General features: G+C 71.2%; 16 protein-coding genes. 9 read left to right on the forward strand and 7 right to left on the reverse strand.

Annotation, left to right across the window (positions count from 1 at the left end; all coding sequences use genetic code 11):
• Nucleotides 1-97: 97 nt before the first annotated feature.
• Entirely contained in the window at nucleotides 98-2,539 is a 2,442-nt protein-coding gene (locus ABZ434_RS13660) for a Tex family protein (protein WP_359135127.1), read from the reverse strand.
• 154 nt (nucleotides 2,540-2,693) lie between these two features.
• Entirely contained in the window at nucleotides 2,694-3,551 is an 858-nt protein-coding gene (locus ABZ434_RS13665; protein ID WP_359135129.1) for a hypothetical protein, read from the reverse strand.
• 135 nt (nucleotides 3,552-3,686) lie between these two features.
• On the opposite strand from ABZ434_RS13665, the gene ABZ434_RS13670 reads away from it, so the two are divergent.
• Together ABZ434_RS13670 and ABZ434_RS13675 are read left to right on the forward strand one after the other, a co-directional pair.
• On the forward strand, nucleotides 3,687-4,673 hold the full coding sequence (locus ABZ434_RS13670) for a DJ-1/PfpI family protein (protein WP_359135131.1): 987 nt from the start codon (nucleotides 3,687-3,689) through the stop codon (nucleotides 4,671-4,673).
• Nucleotides 4,674-4,694: 21 nt separating this feature from the next.
• Nucleotides 4,695-5,330 (forward strand): DJ-1/PfpI family protein, encoded by a 636-nt coding sequence (locus ABZ434_RS13675; protein ID WP_359135133.1) that lies wholly within the window; start codon nucleotides 4,695-4,697, stop codon nucleotides 5,328-5,330.
• A 5-nt stretch (nucleotides 5,331-5,335) separates the two neighbouring features.
• Here the strand turns inward: ABZ434_RS13675 and ABZ434_RS13680 are convergent, their stop codons facing one another.
• Nucleotides 5,336-6,094: an enoyl-CoA hydratase-related protein gene (locus ABZ434_RS13680; protein WP_359135135.1), complete on the reverse strand. Its 759-nt coding sequence runs from the start codon at nucleotides 6,092-6,094 to the stop codon at nucleotides 5,336-5,338.
• 80 nt (nucleotides 6,095-6,174) lie between these two features.
• Between ABZ434_RS13680 and ABZ434_RS13685 the strand changes: the two genes are divergently transcribed.
• Together ABZ434_RS13685 and ABZ434_RS13690 are read left to right on the forward strand one after the other, a co-directional pair.
• Nucleotides 6,175-6,798 (forward strand): DUF308 domain-containing protein, encoded by a 624-nt coding sequence (locus ABZ434_RS13685; RefSeq protein ID WP_359135137.1) that lies wholly within the window; start codon nucleotides 6,175-6,177, stop codon nucleotides 6,796-6,798.
• Nucleotides 6,799-6,932: 134 nt separating this feature from the next.
• Nucleotides 6,933-7,388 (forward strand): ATP-binding protein, encoded by a 456-nt coding sequence (locus ABZ434_RS13690; protein WP_359135139.1) that lies wholly within the window; start codon nucleotides 6,933-6,935, stop codon nucleotides 7,386-7,388.
• A 24-nt stretch (nucleotides 7,389-7,412) separates the two neighbouring features.
• Here ABZ434_RS13690 and idi read toward each other — a convergent pair whose 3' ends face one another.
• The 4 genes from idi to galE form a co-directional block, all read right to left on the reverse strand.
• The gene (gene idi, locus ABZ434_RS13695; RefSeq protein ID WP_359135141.1) at nucleotides 7,413-8,006 is read right to left on the reverse strand and encodes an isopentenyl-diphosphate Delta-isomerase; all 594 of its coding nucleotides are present in this window, start codon (nucleotides 8,004-8,006) and stop codon (nucleotides 7,413-7,415) included.
• Between the two features lie 147 nt (nucleotides 8,007-8,153).
• Nucleotides 8,154-8,741 carry an N-acetyltransferase gene (locus ABZ434_RS13700; RefSeq protein ID WP_359135142.1) on the reverse strand — a complete coding sequence of 196 codons (588 nt, stop codon included), beginning with the start codon at nucleotides 8,739-8,741 and terminating at the stop codon, nucleotides 8,154-8,156.
• An 81-nt stretch (nucleotides 8,742-8,822) separates the two neighbouring features.
• Entirely contained in the window at nucleotides 8,823-9,764 is a 942-nt protein-coding gene (locus tag ABZ434_RS13705; RefSeq protein WP_359135144.1) for a cation diffusion facilitator family transporter, read from the reverse strand.
• 228 nt (nucleotides 9,765-9,992) lie between these two features.
• On the reverse strand, nucleotides 9,993-10,976 hold the full coding sequence (gene galE / locus ABZ434_RS13710) for a UDP-glucose 4-epimerase GalE (protein ID WP_359135146.1): 984 nt from the start codon (nucleotides 10,974-10,976) through the stop codon (nucleotides 9,993-9,995).
• 261 nt (nucleotides 10,977-11,237) lie between these two features.
• Between galE and ABZ434_RS13715 the strand changes: the two genes are divergently transcribed.
• From ABZ434_RS13715 to ABZ434_RS13735, 5 genes are read left to right on the forward strand one after another with little or no spacing between them, the layout of a single operon-like run.
• Nucleotides 11,238-13,070, forward strand: a complete 1,833-nt coding sequence (locus tag ABZ434_RS13715; protein ID WP_359135281.1) for a DUF5941 domain-containing protein — start codon at nucleotides 11,238-11,240, stop codon at nucleotides 13,068-13,070.
• Complete coding sequence (locus tag ABZ434_RS13720; protein WP_359135148.1) at nucleotides 13,067-13,804, forward strand: phosphocholine cytidylyltransferase family protein; 738 nt, start codon at nucleotides 13,067-13,069, stop codon at nucleotides 13,802-13,804. The genes ABZ434_RS13715 and ABZ434_RS13720 overlap by 4 nt, the downstream gene beginning before the upstream one ends.
• Nucleotides 13,792-14,853: an iron-containing alcohol dehydrogenase family protein gene (locus ABZ434_RS13725; protein ID WP_359135150.1), complete on the forward strand. Its 1,062-nt coding sequence runs from the start codon at nucleotides 13,792-13,794 to the stop codon at nucleotides 14,851-14,853. The genes ABZ434_RS13720 and ABZ434_RS13725 overlap by 13 nt, the downstream gene beginning before the upstream one ends.
• Nucleotides 14,831-15,610, forward strand: coding sequence for a CDP-alcohol phosphatidyltransferase family protein (locus tag ABZ434_RS13730; RefSeq protein ID WP_148016970.1), 780 nt, complete (start codon nucleotides 14,831-14,833; stop codon nucleotides 15,608-15,610). The genes ABZ434_RS13725 and ABZ434_RS13730 overlap by 23 nt, the downstream gene beginning before the upstream one ends.
• Nucleotides 15,611-15,618: 8 nt before the next feature.
• Entirely contained in the window at nucleotides 15,619-16,491 is an 873-nt protein-coding gene (locus ABZ434_RS13735) for a glycosyltransferase family 2 protein (RefSeq protein ID WP_359135152.1), read from the forward strand.
• The last annotated feature ends 64 nt before the right edge of the window (nucleotides 16,492-16,555 follow it).

Genomic DNA, 16,555 nt, shown 5'->3' on the forward strand with positions numbered 1-16,555 from the left:
GAGCGGGGCCCGGAGCGGAGCCCCGGTGACGGGAAGGGGCGGGGTGCGGAGAGGGCCCGCCGTAGGCGCAACCCCTCCCCGTCCCGCCCCGCCGGGACTACCGCTTCCTGCCGCCCTGCTTCGGATCCAGCAGCCCCGCCCGCCGCAGCGCGTCGGCCATCGCCCCGTTCGCCGGAGTCGCGGCAGGCGCCTGCCGGGCGCCGCCACCGTTGCCACCCCCGCCACCGCGCCGGTCCCGCCCCTGGCCGCCCTGGCCGCCGGCCTGACCGCCCCGGGTCCCCGATCCGCCCTGGCCCTGCCGCTGGCGCGGCGGACGCCCGCCGCGCTCACCGGCTGAGGCACCGGAGCCCGCAGCGGGGCCCGCGCCCGCCTCGTCGTCCAGCCGCAGCGTCAACGAGATCCGCTTGCGCGGGATGTCGACCTCCATCACCTTGACCCTCACGATGTCACCCGGCTTCACGACATCGCGCGGGTCCTTCACGAACGTCCTGGACATCGCCGACACGTGCACCAGGCCGTCCTGGTGCACCCCGACGTCCACGAACGCGCCGAACGCCGCGACGTTCGTCACGACACCCTCCAGCACCATCCCGGAGACCAGGTCGCCGATCTTCTCGACGCCTTCCTTGAAGGTCGCGGTCTTGAAGGCCGGACGCGGGTCGCGCCCCGGCTTCTCCAGCTCCTTGATGATGTCGGTGACGGTCGGCAGCCCGAACTTCTCGTCCACGTAGTCGTCGGCACGGATCGACCGCAGAACCCCCGTGTTGCCGATCAGCGAGGCGACGTCACTTCCCGTCCGCTTCACCATCGCGCGGACCACCGGATACGCCTCCGGGTGCACGCTGGACGCGTCCAGCGGGTCGTCACCGCGGATCCGCAGGAAGCCCGCGCACTGCTCGTACGCCTTCGGGCCCAGCCTGGCCACGTCCTTGAGGCCCTTGCGTGAGCGGAACGGGCCGTGGGCGTCGCGGTGCGCCACGATGTTCTCCGCGAGCCCCGAGCCGATGCCGGAGACCCGCGAAAGCAGCGGCGCCGAAGCGGTGTTGACGTCGACTCCGACCCCGTTCACACAGTCCTCGACGACCGCGTCCAGCGACCGCGACAGCTTCACCTCGGACAGGTCGTGCTGATACTGCCCCACCCCGATGGACTTCGGGTCGATCTTCACCAGCTCGGCGAGGGGGTCCTGGAGGCGGCGCGCGATCGAGACGGCTCCGCGCAGGGACACATCCATGTCCGGCAGTTCCTGCGAGGCGAAGGCGGAGGCCGAGTACACGGAGGCGCCCGCCTCCGACACCATCACCTTGGTGAGCTTCAGCTCCGGGTGCTTGTCGCACAGTTCACCGGCGAGCTTGTCCGTCTCGCGCGAGGCGGTGCCGTTCCCGATCGCGATCAGATCGACGTCGTGCGCCTTCGCCAGCTGCTCCAGCTTGGCGAGCGACTGGTCCCACTTGTTGGCCGGGACGTGCGGGTAGATGACATCGGTCGCGACGACCTTGCCCGTCGCGTCGACGACGGCGACCTTCACCCCGGTACGGAAACCGGGGTCGAGCCCCAGCGTGGCCCGCGTCCCGGCCGGTGCGGCGAGGAGCAGATCGCGCAGGTTGGACGCGAAGACGCGCACCGCCTCGTCCTCCGCCGCCGTGCGAAGCCGCAGGCGCAGGTCGATCCCGAGGTGGACGAGGATCCGGGTCCGCCACGCCCAGCGCACCGTGTCGCCCAGCCACTTGTCACCGGGGCGCCCGCGGTCGTTCACCCCGAAGCGGCGGGCCACCATGTTCTCGTACGACGACGGACCCGGCGTCTCCGACGGCTCCTCCGGCTCCAGGACCAGATCGAGGACATCCTCCTTCTCGCCCCGGAGCATCGCCAGCACCCGGTGCGAGGGCAGCGCCGTGAACGGCTCCGCGAAGTCGAAGTAGTCCGCGAACTTGGCGCCCGCCTCCTCCTTGCCGTCCCGCACCTTGGCCTTCAGCCGCCCGCGTGACCACATGCGCTCACGAAGGTCGCCGATCAGGTCGGCGTCCTCCGAGAAGCGCTCGGTGAGGATGGCTCGGGCCCCCTCCAGGGCCGCCGCGGTGTCCGCGACCCCCTTGTCCGCGTCGACGAAGGCCGCGGCCGCGGCGAGCGGGTCCGTCGACGGGTCGTCGAGCAGCCCGGAGGCGAGCGGTTCGAGACCGGCCTCGCGGGCGATCTGGGCCTTGGTCCGCCGCTTCGGTTTGAACGGCAGGTAGATGTCCTCCAGGCGCGCCTTCGTGTCGGCTGCCCGGATCTGCGCCTCCAGCGCCTCGTCGAGCTTGCCCTGCTCCCGTACGGATTCGAGGATCGCCGCACGGCGCTCCTCCAGCTCCCGCAGATACCGCAACCGTTCCTCGAGCGTGCGCAGCTGCGCATCGTCGAGCATCTCGGTCGCTTCCTTGCGGTAGCGCGCGATGAACGGCACGGTCGATCCGCCGTCTAGCAGCTCGACGGCCGCCTTCACCTGTCGCTCGCGTACGCCGAGCTCCTCGGCGATCCTGCCTTCGATGGACGTCGTCACGGTTCTACCGACTCGCCTTCTCCTGCTGGCTGTGCTGGTCGGGCCCGGGCAGGCCGTTCGGACCGGCACCGGAGCCACTCGCCTGCATTGTGCCGGGTGGCCGGGCGCCGTGTCGCCCGACCACCCCAGTTGTCGGCCGCCCTTTTCGGGCAGGTCAGCCGGTCGCTTCCGCCGGAAACGCGCCGGCCGCCACCGCGGTGCCGAGGAATCCGCGCCCCAGCTCCGTCAGCCGGGCCACGCCCGCGCCCCCGAGATGTTCGTACGGTGCCAGGTCCATCCGGTCCGTGGCCTCCTCCAGGCCCGCCCGCAGCGCGGTGCCCTCTTCCGTCAACCCGCCCTCCTCGGTGAGCAGTCCACGCTCGCGCAGCCGTGCGGAGGCGTTCTCCCAGTCGGTGCGCCGCCAGCCCCGGCTGGCCAGGATCCAGCGCGGTGCCATGCCCTTGCCGGTGGCGGTGTGACTGACCAGGGCCTCCAGCGGGTCGAGCGAGGCGGCGAGAAGAGCGGCGAGATGGGCGTCGCCGCGGTGCTCACGCAGCAGCGTCGCGGCGTGCCAGTACGCCAGGTGCGGCTGCTGCGGCACCGGGAGGTCGGCGTGCGCCGCGTAGAGAGGCCGCGCGTGTCGCGTACAGCCTTCGGCCGCGCGCATGGCCAGCTGTGCCGCCTCGGCCATCTCGGGGGAGGCGACGACCTCCTCGCCGAGCAGCCGGCGCAGCGTCGAGTCGGCGGCACGCAGCCGAGCCGCGAGGACCGCCTCGGGCGAGGCGATGTCCCAGATGGCGGGTACGTGCCTGGCCACCAGTTCGTGGTTGAAGTTGTAGAACGTGGCGGTGACCGTGCCCGGGCCGACCGCCCCCATGGCGGCCGCGCGCGCGGCGAAATAGGCGGCGGAGGAATCCTCGATGCCGATCCCTCCGAGCTCCTTGCCGAGGTCGGGGGAGAAGTAGAGCGCGGAGTGCAACGGGTTGAGGGCGTTGTGGCAGCGGCGTCCGGCACGGGGCGGGAGAGTACTCATACCCGCACGTTACCGACTGGTCGGTACGTGCCGGAACCCCGGGGCCGGGGTGACTTGCGACGCGGCCCCGGCATGGCAGGAAAGGTGGGCATCTCGTCCTTGCGGCCTTCCGCCGGGCTGCCGAGGATGGTTCACATGAAGCAGCGATCCGTACTCGTCGTCCTCTTCGACGGCATCCAGAGCCTCGACGTGACCGGGCCCATGGAGGTCTTCGCCGGCGCCTCCCGGTTTCCGGAGGTCTCGTACGGCCTGCGCACCGCCTCCCTGGACGGCGCGCCGGTGCGTTCGTCCTGCGGCCTCATGCTGGTCCCCGACTGCAGCCTCGCCGACGCAGCGACGCCGCACACCCTCCTCGTCCCCGGAGGCCAGGGCACCCGGGATCCCGCCCCTGCCCTCGTCGACTGGCTGCGTGCTCACGGCCCGCGCCCCGAACGGCTCGTCTCCGTCTGCAGCGGCGCCCTGCTCCTCGCCGCGGCCGGACAGCTGGACGGACACCGGGTGACCACCCACTGGAACGTCTGTGACCGCCTCGCCCGCACCTACCCGGCCGTTCAGGTCGACCCCGAGCCGATCTTCGTGCGCGACGGCCGGCTCGCCACCTCCGCCGGGGTCACCGCGGGCATCGACCTCGCGCTCGCACTCGTCGAGGAGGACCACGGCAGGGACGTGGCCCTCACGGTGGCCCGCCACTTGGTGGTTTTTCTGCGCAGACCCGGCAACCAGTCCCAGTTCAGTGCCCAGCTCACCGCCCAGACGGCTCGCCGCGAACCGTTGCGCGAGGTCCAGCACTGGATCACCGAACACCCCGGCGAGGACCTCTCCGTCGAGGCGCTCGCCGCCCGTGCCCGGCTCTCGGCGCGCCATTTCGCCCGCGCGTTCCAGGCGGAGACGGGCATGACCCCCGGCCGCTACGTCGACCGCGTGCGCCTGGAACAGGCCCGGCGGCTCCTGGAGGACACCACCGACGGCATCACCGGTATCTCGCACGCCTGCGGTTACGGAACCCCGGAGGCGATGCGCCGGGCGTTCCTGAAAGCGGTGGGCACGGGCCCCGCCGAGTACCGCCGACGGTTCGGTTCACGCCCGGCGGGCGAACCCGCCGCAACGCAACTCGCCCACTGACCGAAAGGCAGACACTCACCCATGCAGATCGCCATCCTCCTCTTCGACCGCTTCACGGCGCTGGACGCCGTGGGACCTTACGAGATCCTGAGCCGCGCGCCCGGCGCCGAGACCGTTTTCGTCGCCGAGGCGGCCGGGGCGGTACGCAACGACAGCGGCAGCCTGATGCTGGTCGCCGACAGGACGCCGGACGAGGTCCCGGCCCCCGACCTGGTGATCGTCCCCGGCGGCCCCGGGCAGAGTGCCCAGATGGACAACGGGCCCCTCCTCGACTGGCTGCGCCGGGCCGACGCCACCAGCACCTGGACGACTTCCGTCTGCACCGGATCGCTGCTCCTCGCGGCCGCCGGACTCCTGCAAGGGCGGCGCGCCACCTCGCACTGGCTCGCGCTGGAGACACTGAAGGAGTTCGGCGCCGAGCCGACCGGCGAACGCGTGGTCACCGACGGCAAGTACGTCACCGCCGCAGGCGTGTCGTCGGGCATCGACATGGGTCTCACCCTGCTCGGACGGATCGCCGGCGACGAGTACGCCCAGGCCGTTCAGCTGCTCACGGAGTACGACCCGCAGCCGCCGTACGACGCCGGTTCCCCCGCGAAGGCCCCGGCCGCGATCGTCGAGAAGTGGCGCGCCGGGAGCCGTTTCATCCTCCAGTAGGGACGCTACGCCCCGGCCGGCCAGGTGAAGGAGGGCGTGCGGCGCTCCAGGAAGGCGGCGACACCCTCCGCGGTGTCGCCGCTGAGGCGTGCCTGCTCCGCCCAGTGGGCGTCGCGGTCCACCCGCCCCGTGGCGAATTCCTTGGCCGCCGCCTGGGTCAGCTGGGAACGGGACACCAGGGTCCGCACGTACGCCTCTACCCGCTCGTCCAGCTCGCCGACGGGCAGCACCTCGTCCACCAGTCCGGTCCGAAGCGCCCGTTCCGTGCCGATCAGTTCGCCCGAGAACAGCAGGTGCTTGGCCGTGGCCGGACCCGTCAGCGAGACCAGCCGGCGGGTGGAGGAGGCGGCGTAGACGATTCCGAGCCTGGCCGGGGTGATGCCGAACGACGCCCCCTCCTCCGCGAACCGAAGGTCGCAGGCGGCCGCCAGCTGGCTGCCCCCGCCCACGCAGTAGCCGCGCACCGCGGCGACCGTCGGCCGGGGGAAGGCGGCCAGCGCCTCCTCGGCCGCCACGGCGAGTCCCTGAGGAGCGCCCGAGGGATCGCGGAGCGAGGCGATGTCCGCACCCGCGCAGAAGGTGTCCCCGGCGCCGGTCAGTACCAGGGCGCGCACGGACGGGTCGGCGGCCAGCTCTCCGAGCAGCACGGGCAGCGTCTGCCACATGGCGGCAGTCATCGCGTTGCGCTTGGCGGGGTTGCTGATCACGACGGTGGCGACGCCGTCCGCGACAGCGTGCTCCAGGCGGGGTTCCGTACGGTCCATACGCCGGATGCTATCCGTGCCGTTCGAACCTATGATCAAGAAGGGGTCGCGAAGCAGGCACGCACCCTGAGGAGTTCGTGGTGGCCGATCCCGTGACAGAGAGCAGGAAGCTCCACCGCGGTTTCAGCGGTCTGGTCCTGCTCGGCACCCTGCTCGCCGTGGCCGGCCTGGTGGGCCTCGTCTACACGGGCGTCGCGACGCTCACCTCGATGATCCTCTTCGGCTGGCTGCTGCTCATCGGCGGCCTGGTCGGGCTGGTCCACGCCGTCCAGTCGCGCGGCACCAGCTACTTCTGGCTGGGCGTGGTCGTCGCGGCCCTGAACATCGCCGCCGGAGTCGTCGTCATCCGCCACCCGCACGGGACCGCCGAGGCGCTCACCATGTTCGCCGCGCTCCTGTTCCTCACGGGCGGTGTGTTCCGCCTCGTCGGCAGCGTCGTGGTGCGGGGGCCCCAGTTCGGCTGGACGCTGCTGCAGGGCGCGTTCGGCCTCCTGCTCGGGCTGATGGTCCTCTTCGACTGGCCGCACAGCAGCCTGTACGTGCTCGGCTGCTTCTTCTCGCTCGCGCTGCTCTTCGACGGGCTCGGGCTCATCGCGGCCGGAGTCGGGGGCCGCCGGATCGTGTCGATGGTGTCGGAGCGTATGGCGCCCGGCCCAGGCGTGGACGATGTTCCGGACGAAGACCAGAAGCGGTCCGAAAACTGACGTACCCACGCGGATTCGGTCAAGTTCCGTCGATTGGAGTCGACTTCTGTTCAGTGGTACGGACCGAACCGACTACGCCCCGCACCCTGTACTCGACGTGCAGTCACCACCGAGTGGAGAGCGGGTACCGGACAATGGAGAGCCGCGGGAGTGTCCCCGCCCGGCCCGTGTCGTACGAAGGGGTCTGGCGGTTCACCGCCCCGGCCACGGACGTTTCCGTACCCCAGGCCCGGCACGCCGTACGTGATCTGCTGCAACGCCAGGGCGTCCCCCTGGACGACGACATCGCCCAGGGGCTGCTGCTCATCGTCTCCGAGCTGGCGACCAACGCCGTCAAGCACGCCGCGCTGCTCTCCCCGGAGCTCGCCGTCGAGGTCGCCGTCGGCGCCGAATGGATCAGGGTGTCCGTCGAGGACAACCACCCCTACCGGCCCACCGCGCTGGAGACGGACTACGCGCAGACCGGCGGGCGCGGGCTGCTCCTGGTCCGTGAGATCACCCGGGAAGCGGGCGGGACCTGCGACGTGGAGCACACCGCGGGCGGCGGAAAGGTCATCTGGGCGGCGCTGCCGCTCAGCACCCGCCTGTGACCCCTCCGCGCCGAGGGGCCGCCGCTACCAGCCCGCAGCCGGTCCGGTCAGCTCACGGATCGCGGGACGGGCAGCGTCCAGCACGGTCATGAACCAGGCGGAGAAGGGCGCCCGGGCATGTCGCTCGGTGAGCTCGGCGGCCGTGACGAAAGCCGTCTCGCCCACTTCCTCGGGATCCGGCCGCAACCGCTCCTGGGCCATGCCCACGAAGAGGTGGTTGAACTCCTGCTCGACCAGCCCCGAAGCGGGATCCGGGTGGTTGTACCGCACCGTGCCCGCCTCGGCCAGCAGCGAGGGCGAGACCCCCAGCTCCTCGTACGTCCGGCGGGCGGCGGCGGCGAAGGGCGCCTCGCCCGGATACGGGTGACCGCAGCAGGTGTTGGACCAGACACCGGGGGAGTGATACTTGCCGAGTGCGCGGCGCTGGAGCAGCAGCCGGCCCTGCTCGTCGAAGAGGAACACGGAGAACGCCCGATGCAGTTGGCCCGGTGCCTGATGGGCGGCGAGCTTCTCCGCAGTGCCGATGGTGGTGCCGTTCTCGTCGACCAGTTCGAGCATGATCGCTTCTGCTGCGCCGTTCGACGAGCTGTTCGCCGCGGTGGCTGGTGTGGTCGGCATACCCATCCTTCACTATGGACGCGGCCCCGTGCGCCGGTCCCGTCGAGTCTGCTCAAGTCTGCCGTACAAAAGCGGCTTGTCGGCACTTCGGGTCCTGGCATGTCCGGCCGCACCGCACCACCGGGCGCCATGGATCCCGACGGCGCGTCAGACCCCGAAAGCCTGCGGATACTCGATCGTGCCCCGGGGAACGGGCACCGAATCATCGAGGACCAGGGCCATCATCGCCTCGTCCGGGACCTCGAAACCGGGCCGGATTCCATACCGCGACGCGGGCACGAATCCGAACTTCGGGTAGTACCCCGGATGACCGAGCACCAGGACCAGCGGCTCCCCGCGCCGGCGCGCGGCATCGAGGACGGCCCGTACGACGGCCTGCCCGGCGCCGCGGCGCTGGTGCACGGGAGCGGTGGCCACCGGGGCCAGTGCGAGTGCCGGGGCGTCCCCGACCAGGCAGCGGGTCAGCAGGGCGCAGGCGGCGAGGGACCCGTCGGGCGCCTCGGCGACGTACGAGAGGCCGGGCAGCCAGGCCGACGGGTCCTCGCGCAGGGCGTCGACCAGATCGGCTTCCGCCTCCGTGGGGAACGCGGCGGCGTTGACCGCGTGCACGGCGCGGGTGTCGGCAGCCGTCTCAGGACGGGTGGTCCAGCGGACGACGGAGTGCGAATGCCCCGGATCGCGTTCGTGCGGGGGAGGGGCGGGCGAGTCGTTCAGGGAGTGAGCGTCGTCGGTCAACGTGAGCAGCCCTTGAGTGTTTCGTACATCGCTTCGAAAACCCTTCGAAAACCCTACACCGCGGTCCGGTCCGGCCGAGCTTCAGTGGCAGAGCCTCGCCTCGTGCTCGGCGTGGCCGCTGGGTTCCAGCTGGAAGGTGCAGTGCTCGACGTCGAAGTGGTCCCCGAGACAGCCCTGCAGTTCATGGAGGAGTTTCTCGTGCCCGATCGAGTCGAGGAACTCCTGATGCACCACCACATGGGCGGAGAGTACCGGCATCCCCGAGGTGATCGTCCAGGCGTGCAGATCATGGACGTCCAGCACCCCGGGCAGGGCCGTGATGTGGTCGCGCACCTCGCCCATGTCGACCCCCGGCGGCGCCGACTCCAGCAGCACGTTCAACGTCTCGCGGAGCAGCTTCACCGTGCGCGGCACGATCATCAGCCCGATGACAAGCGAGGCGACCGGGTCCGCGGCCTGCCAGCCCGTCGCCAGGATGATGCCCGCCGAGACCAGCACGGTGACCGAGCCCAGAGCGTCCGCCAGCACCTCCAGATACGCGCCGCGCACGTTGAGGCTGTCCTTCTGCCCGCGCACCAGCAGCGACAGCGACACCATGTTCGCGACCAGACCGACCAGGGCGAAGGCGATCGTCAGCCCGCCCCGGGTCTCGGCCGGGGTGATGAAGCGCTCCACCGCCTCGAAGAGCAGATAACCGCCCACCCCGAGCAGCAGGACACAGTTGGCCAGTGCGGCGAGGATCTCCGCGCGCGCGTAGCCGAAGGTCCGGTTCGGCCCGGCCGGTCGGTTGGCGAAATGGATCGCCAGCAGTGCCATGCCCAGCCCCAGGGCGTCGGTCGCCATGTGGGCCGCATCGGCGATCAGCGCGAGGGAGCCCGACAGCACACCTCCGACGACCTCCATGACCGCCACGGCGAGCGTGATGCCCAGCGCGATCCTCAGCCGCCCCCTGTACGCGGCGGCTGCCGTGCCGGTGGGCGCGGGCCCTCCGTGCACATGTCCGTGATCGTGCCCTGCCCCCATGGGGACGCCTCCCGGTCGTCTGCGGTCCGGACGCGAACGGCCCGGACACTGCCAGTGAACTACGGGTGGGGGGTATCGAGCAACACGGCACTGAACACCGTTGTCAACTGCTCTGACCTGCGGAAATGCTTGCAGGTCAGAGCGGCAGGGCCGCCCGTCACGGCCCTTGGAGCCGTTCGTTCGGATCACGCCGGGCCTGCGGGGCCGGCGTGCTCCGGGAGAGCGCCCCTACGGCGCGGACGTGCCGGGGTGCTGCAGCTGCCAGCCCTGCCACGCCGACTCGACCATCTCGCGCACCCCGCGCCCGGCTGTCCACCCCAGCTCGCCCGCCATCCGCTCGCACGAGGCGACCGCCTTCGCGGCGTCCCCGGCCCGACGCGGTTCGATCTCAGGCTTCAGATCGTGTCCGGTGATCTCCGCCACCAGATCGGCGAGCTCGCGCACCGAGACGCCCTCACCGCGGCCGATGTTCACGGTCAGGTCCCCGGGGGCGTCCTGCGCGGCCAGCTCCCGGGCGACGGCCAGGTGCGCGTCGGCCAGATCGGCCACGTGGATGTAGTCGCGGACGCAGGTGCCATCGGGCGTGGCGTAGTCGTCCCCGAAGATCCGCGGCGCCTCACCGCGGGTCAGCCGGTCGAAGAACATCGGAATCACGTTGAAGACACCCGTGTCCGACAGATGCGGTTCGGCGGCTCCCGCCACGTTGAAATAGCGCAGACAACCGGTGGACAGCCCGTGGGCCCGCCCGGCCGCCCGCACCAGCCACTCCCCGGCGAGCTTGGTCTCGCCGTACGGATTGATCGGGAGGCAGGGCGCGGCCTCGGTGATCAGCTCCACCTCCGGTACGCCGTAGACCGCGGCCGACGAGGAGAAGAGGAAGCGCCGCACCCCGGCGGCCACGACGGCCTCCAGGAGGACGTTCAGCCCGCCGACGTTCTCCCGGTAGTACAGGAGCGGCTCCTCGACGGATTCGCCGACCTGCTTCTTCGCTGCGAGATGCACCACACCGCTCACCTCGTGCTCCGCGAGCACCCGGTCCAGCAGCGCGCGGTCGGCCGCCGAGCCCCGGACCAGCGGGACGTCGTCCGGCAGCCGGCCGGGCTTTCCCGTCGAGAGGTCGTCGAGCACGACCACCCGCTCCCCGGCTCCCCTCATCGCCCGCGCCACGTGTGCCCCGATGTATCCGGCTCCGCCTGTGATCAGCCATGTCATGCGGGTCAGGTTAGAGGGTCCGGCTGTGGGGACACCGCCTCGCGCCCGTGACGGCGGACCCGTGTTTTGTCAGGCGAGGTGGCCATCGACGATGATGATCGCGGACGGAGCCGGATGATGCCGGTCCGGCCGGAACGGAGCACAAACGGGCAGTGAACTCCCGCTTCCGTTCATCCGATAGCCTCTGCCGACATGCCGCCGGCCGCATCAAGGCCGCACTGTCGCGCGCCGACCCGTGTCAGCACCAAGGAGTGAGTTCGTCTGTCGACCGCCATTCTCACAGGTGCTCCGGTACCCGGATCCTCGCTCCACGACGATCTGAGGTCACTGGGCTTCGACGTACAGACCGCCGCCGATGTCACCGAGGCGGCCCGGTTGCTGTCCGCGGTGCCGTCCGAGAGCCGCGTCGCCCTCGTCGACCCCCGCTTCGTCGGTCATGTTCACGCCCTACGGCTCGGACTGACCGATCCCCGCTTTCCCGCCGCCGCCGTGCCCGGAGCGCTCACCGCGCAGCCCGAGGCGCGCTCCGCCCTGGTCCGTGCCCTGCGCACCACCACCGAGGCGGTCGGCGCCGGGGTCCCCGCGGGCCCGCCCGGCAGCACCGTCGCGGTCACCGACCGCACCGTGCCCGGCCGGCTCGCCGCCACGATGGACGCCGAGGGCACCGCGGTCCAGCGCCCGGACCTCGGCTCGCTCGTCGCCGCCGTGCCGACGGACGAGGCCGCACGCGCCACCGCGCAGTCCGGTGTCGCCGCCGTCGACGAGGAGGCGGTACGGCTGCGCAGCGCGGTGAAGGCCCGCGACGGCTTCTTCACCACGTACTGCATCAGCCCGTACTCGCGCTACATCGCCCGCTGGTGCGCGCGCCGCGGGTTCACCCCGAACCAGGTAACCACCGCGTCCCTGCTGACCGCGCTGGTCGCGGCGGGCTGTGCCGCCACCGGCACCCGCGGCGGATACGTCGCGGCCGGGCTGCTGCTCCTCTTCTCCTTCGTGCTGGACTGCACCGACGGGCAGCTGGCCCGCTACTCGCTGCAGTACTCGACGATGGGAGCCTGGCTCGACGCCACCTTCGACCGGGCCAAGGAGTACGCCTACTACGCGGGCCTCGCCCTCGGCGCCGCCCGTGGCGGTGACGACGTCTGGGCGCTGGCCCTGGGCGCGATGGTGCTCCAGTCCTGCCGCCACGTCATCGACTTCTCGTTCAACGAGGCCAACCACGACGCGGTCGCGAACTCCAGTCCCACCGCCGCCCTGTCCGACAAGCTCGACAGCGTCGGCTGGACGGTCTGGGTACGCCGCATGATCGTGCTCCCCATCGGTGAGCGGTGGGCGATGATCGCCGTACTGACCGCTCTGACCACCCCGCGGATCGTCTTCTACGCGCTGCTCGTCGGCTGCGCCTTCGCGGCCTGCTACACCACCGCCGGCCGGCTGCTCCGCTCCCTGACCCGCAAGGCCAGCCGCACCGACCGGGCCGCCCAGGCCCTCGCCGACCTCGCCGACTCCGGCCCGGTCGCCGAGCTCGTGGCGGCCCGCGGCCCCCGGATCCCCGGTGCCTGGGGCGCCCCGGTCACAGCGGTCGTCGGTGCCGGTGCGCTGATCGCCGCCGCGCTGCAGCAGCCCTTCGGCAGCCGGCAGATGATCGCTGCGGCGGCGTTCTACGCGATCTGCTCCGGCATAGCCGTGGCCCGCCCCCTCAAGGGCGCACTCGACTGGCTCGTACCCCCCGTCTTCCGGGCGGCGGAGTACTGCACGATCCTCGTCCTGGCCGCGCGCAGCGACGTCGACGGTGCGCTTCCCGCAGCCTTCGGCCTCGTTTCGGCGGTCGCCTACCATCACTACGACACGGTGTACCGCATCCGAGGCGGCACCGGCGCCCCGCCCCGGTGGCTGGTCCGCACGATCGGCGGGCACGAGGGCCGGACCCTGGTGGTGGCCGTACTCGCCGCCGTACTCACGGGGGCCTCCGACTTCACCGTGGCCCTCACCGTCCTCGCGGTGGCCGTCGCACTGGTCGTGCTCGTGGAATCCATCCGTTTCTGGGTGTCCTCCGGGGCGCCCGCCGTTCACGACGAAGGAGAACCCGCATGATCGGCCTCGTACTGGCAGCCGGCGCAGGACGGCGTCTGCGCCCCTACACCGACACGCTCCCCAAGGCCCTCGTGCCGGTGGACGGCGAGAAGACGGTCCTGGACCTCACGCTGGCCAACTTCGCCGAGATCGGACTCACCGAGGTCGCGATCGTGGTCGGGTACCGCAAGGAGGCGGTCTACGACCGCAAGGAGGAGCTGGAGGCGAAGTACGGCCTCGAGCTCACCCTCGTCGACAACGACAAGGCCGAGGAGTGGAACAACGCCTACTCCCTGTGGTGCGCGCGTGAGGTGCTCAAGCGCGGTGTGATCCTCGCCAACGGCGACACCGTCCACCCCGTCTCCGTCGAGCGGACCCTGCTGGACGCGCGCGGCAAGGGCCAGAAGATCATCCTGGCCCTCGACACGGTCAAGAGCCTCGCCGACGAGGAGATGAAGGTCATCACCGCCGGTGACAAGGGCGTGCAGCGCATCACGAAGCTGATGGACCCGGCCACCGCCACCGGCGAGTACATCGGCGTCACGCTCATCGAGGCCGAGGCCGCCGAGGAGCTCGCCGACGCGCTCAAGGCGACGTTCGAACGCGACCCGGACCTGTACTACGAGGACGGCTACCAGGAGCTCGTCAACCGCGGCTTCACGGTCGACGTGGCCCCCATCGGCGACGTCACGTGGGTCGAGATCGACAACCACGACGACCTCGCGAAGGGCAGGGAGATCGCGTGCCGGTACTGACCCGACTCATCCCCTCCCCGGTCTTCGTCGACATCAGCCGGGGCGCCATGGACGACCTGGCCGGTCTCCTCGTCGACCAGCGGATCTCCGCATCCGGCAAGCTCGCGATCGCCTGCAGCGGCGGCTCCGGACAGGCCCTGCGCGAGAAGCTCGCCCCGGCCCTGCCGGGCGCCGACTGGTACTGCGTCGCGGGCGGTGACATCGATGCCGCGGTGAAGCTGGCCGACGACATCAAGGGCAAGCGCTACGACGCCGTGGTCGGCCTCGGTGGCGGCAAGATCATCGACGTGGCGAAGTACGCCGCGGCCCGGGTCGGCCTGCCGCTGGTCTCGGTCGCCACGAACCTCGCCCACGACGGTCTCTGCTCGCCCGTCGCCACCCTGGACAACGACAACGGCCGCGGCTCCTACGGTGTCCCGATGCCGATCGCCATGGTCATCGACCTCTCGGTGATCCGTCAGGCCCCGGACCGCTTCGTACGGTCCGGCGTCGGCGACGCGATCTCCAACATCTCCGCGATCGCCGACTGGGAGCTCTCGCACCAGGTCAACAACGAGCAGATCGACGGACTGGCCGCCGCCATGGCCCGTACCGCCGGCGAGGCCGTCCTGCGGCACCCCGGCACCGTCGCCGACGACGAGTTCCTCACCGTCCTGGCGGAGTCGCTGGTGCTCTCGGGCATCGCCATCTCGATCAGCGGCGACACCCGCCCCTCGTCCGGCGCCTGCCACGAGATCAGCCACGCCTTCGACCTGCTCTTTCCCAAGCGAGCCGCGAGCCACGGCGAGCAGGTCGGCCTCGGCGCCGCCTTCGCCATGTACCTGCGCGGCGCCCGGGAGGAGTCCGGGCTCTTCGCCGACGTGCTCCGACGGCACGGGCTGCCGGTCCTGCCCGAGGAGATCGGCTTCACCGTCGACGAGTTCGTGCAGGCCGTCGACTACGCCCCGCAGACCCGCCCGGGACGCTTCACGGTCCTGGAGCACCTCAACCTGTCCACCGACCAGATCAGGGACGCGTACGCCGACTATGCCAAGACCATCAGTAGCTGAACTCCGCCCTGTCGTTCACCCCCCGGGCGTCAAGGACCGGCGCAGCGGTGAACACTGGGCGGGCCGGATATACATGCGCGAGGTCTCGCTGCGTGTGGACCGGTACCTGGTGAACACCAAGGTCACGCCCAACCAGCTGACCTACCTGATGACCGTCGCCGGTGTGCTCGCCGCTCCGGCCCTGCTCGTCCCGGGCATTCCCGGTGCCCTGCTCGGTGTCCTCATGGTCCAGCTCTACCTGCTGCTGGACTGTGTCGACGGCGAGCTCGCCCGCTGGAAGAAGCAGTTCTCGCTGGGCGGGGTCTATCTGGACCGGGTCGGCGCCTATCTCTGTGACGCCGCCGTGCTGGTCGGCTTCGGTCTGCGCGCCGCGGACCTGTGGGGCACCGGCCGGATCGACTGGCTGTGGGCCTTCCTGGGCACGCTCGCCGCGCTCGGCGCCATCCTGATCAAGGCCGAGACCGACCTGGTCGGGGTCGCACGCCACCAGGGCGGCCTGCCGCCGGTCAAGGAGTCCGCCTCCGAGCCGCGCTCCTCCGGCATGGCGTTCGCCCGCCGGGCCGCGGGCGCGCTCAAGTTCCACCGGCTGATCCTGTGCGTCGAGGCGTCGCTGGTCATTCTGGTCGCGGCGGTCCTGGACGCGGTCCGGGACGACCTCTTCTTCAGCCGGCTCGCGGTCGCGGTGCTGGCCGGCATCGCCCTGCTGCAGACCCTCCTCCACCTCGTGTCGGTCCTGGCATCGAGCAGGCTGAAGTGAGCTCCCCCATGAAACTCGGCGCGGTCATCATTACGATGGGCAACCGCCCGGCCGAACTGCGCGCCCTCCTCGATTCGGTCGCCGGGCAGGACGGCGACCGGATCGAGGTGGTCGTCGTCGGCAACGGTTCACCCGTCCCCGAGGTCCCCGCAGGCGTACGGACCGTCGAGCTGCCCGAGAACCTGGGCATCCCCGGCGGCCGCAACGTGGGCATCGAGGCCTTCGGCCCCTCCGGCGCCGACGTCGACGCGCTGCTCTTCCTCGACGACGACGGGCATCTGCCGCTCACCGACACCGCCGAACTGTGCCGGCAGGCGTTCGAGGCCGATCCGAGGCTCGGCATCATCAGCTTCCGGATCGCCGACCCGGACACCGGGGAGACCCAGCGCCGCCACGTACCGCGGCTGCGCGCCGCCGACCCGATGCGCTCCTCGCGGGTGACGACCTTCCTCGGCGGTGCCAACGCCGTACGCACGAGGGTCATCGCCGAGGTCGGCCCGCTGCCGGGCGACTTCTTCTACGCGCACGAGGAGACCGACCTCGCCTGGCGGGCCCTGGACGCCGGCTGGCAGATCGACTACCGCGCGGACATGGTGCTCAACCACCCCACGACCGCCCCGTCGCGGCACGCCGTCTACCACCGCATGGTGGCCCGCAACCGGGTCTGGCTGGCCCGGCGCAACCTCCCCGCGCCCCTGGTCCCCGTGTATCTCGGGGTGTGGCTGCTGCTGACCCTGCTCCGCAAGCCCTCGGGCCCGGCGCTGAAGGCTTGGTTCGGCGGCTTCCGGGAAGGCTGGTCGACACCCTGCGGCCCGCGGCGTCCGATGAAGTGGCGTACGGTGTGGCGGCTGACCAGACTCGGCCGGCCTCCAGTGATCTGAGACGTTTCGCCTCTGGGAGCATGAGGCGTAAATTTTCTAGTCGGGACCTGTCCGCCCTGAGCCG

The organism is Streptomyces sp. NPDC005761, from assembly GCF_040630635.1.
Taxonomy (GTDB): Bacteria; Actinomycetota; Actinomycetes; order Streptomycetales; family Streptomycetaceae; genus Streptomyces.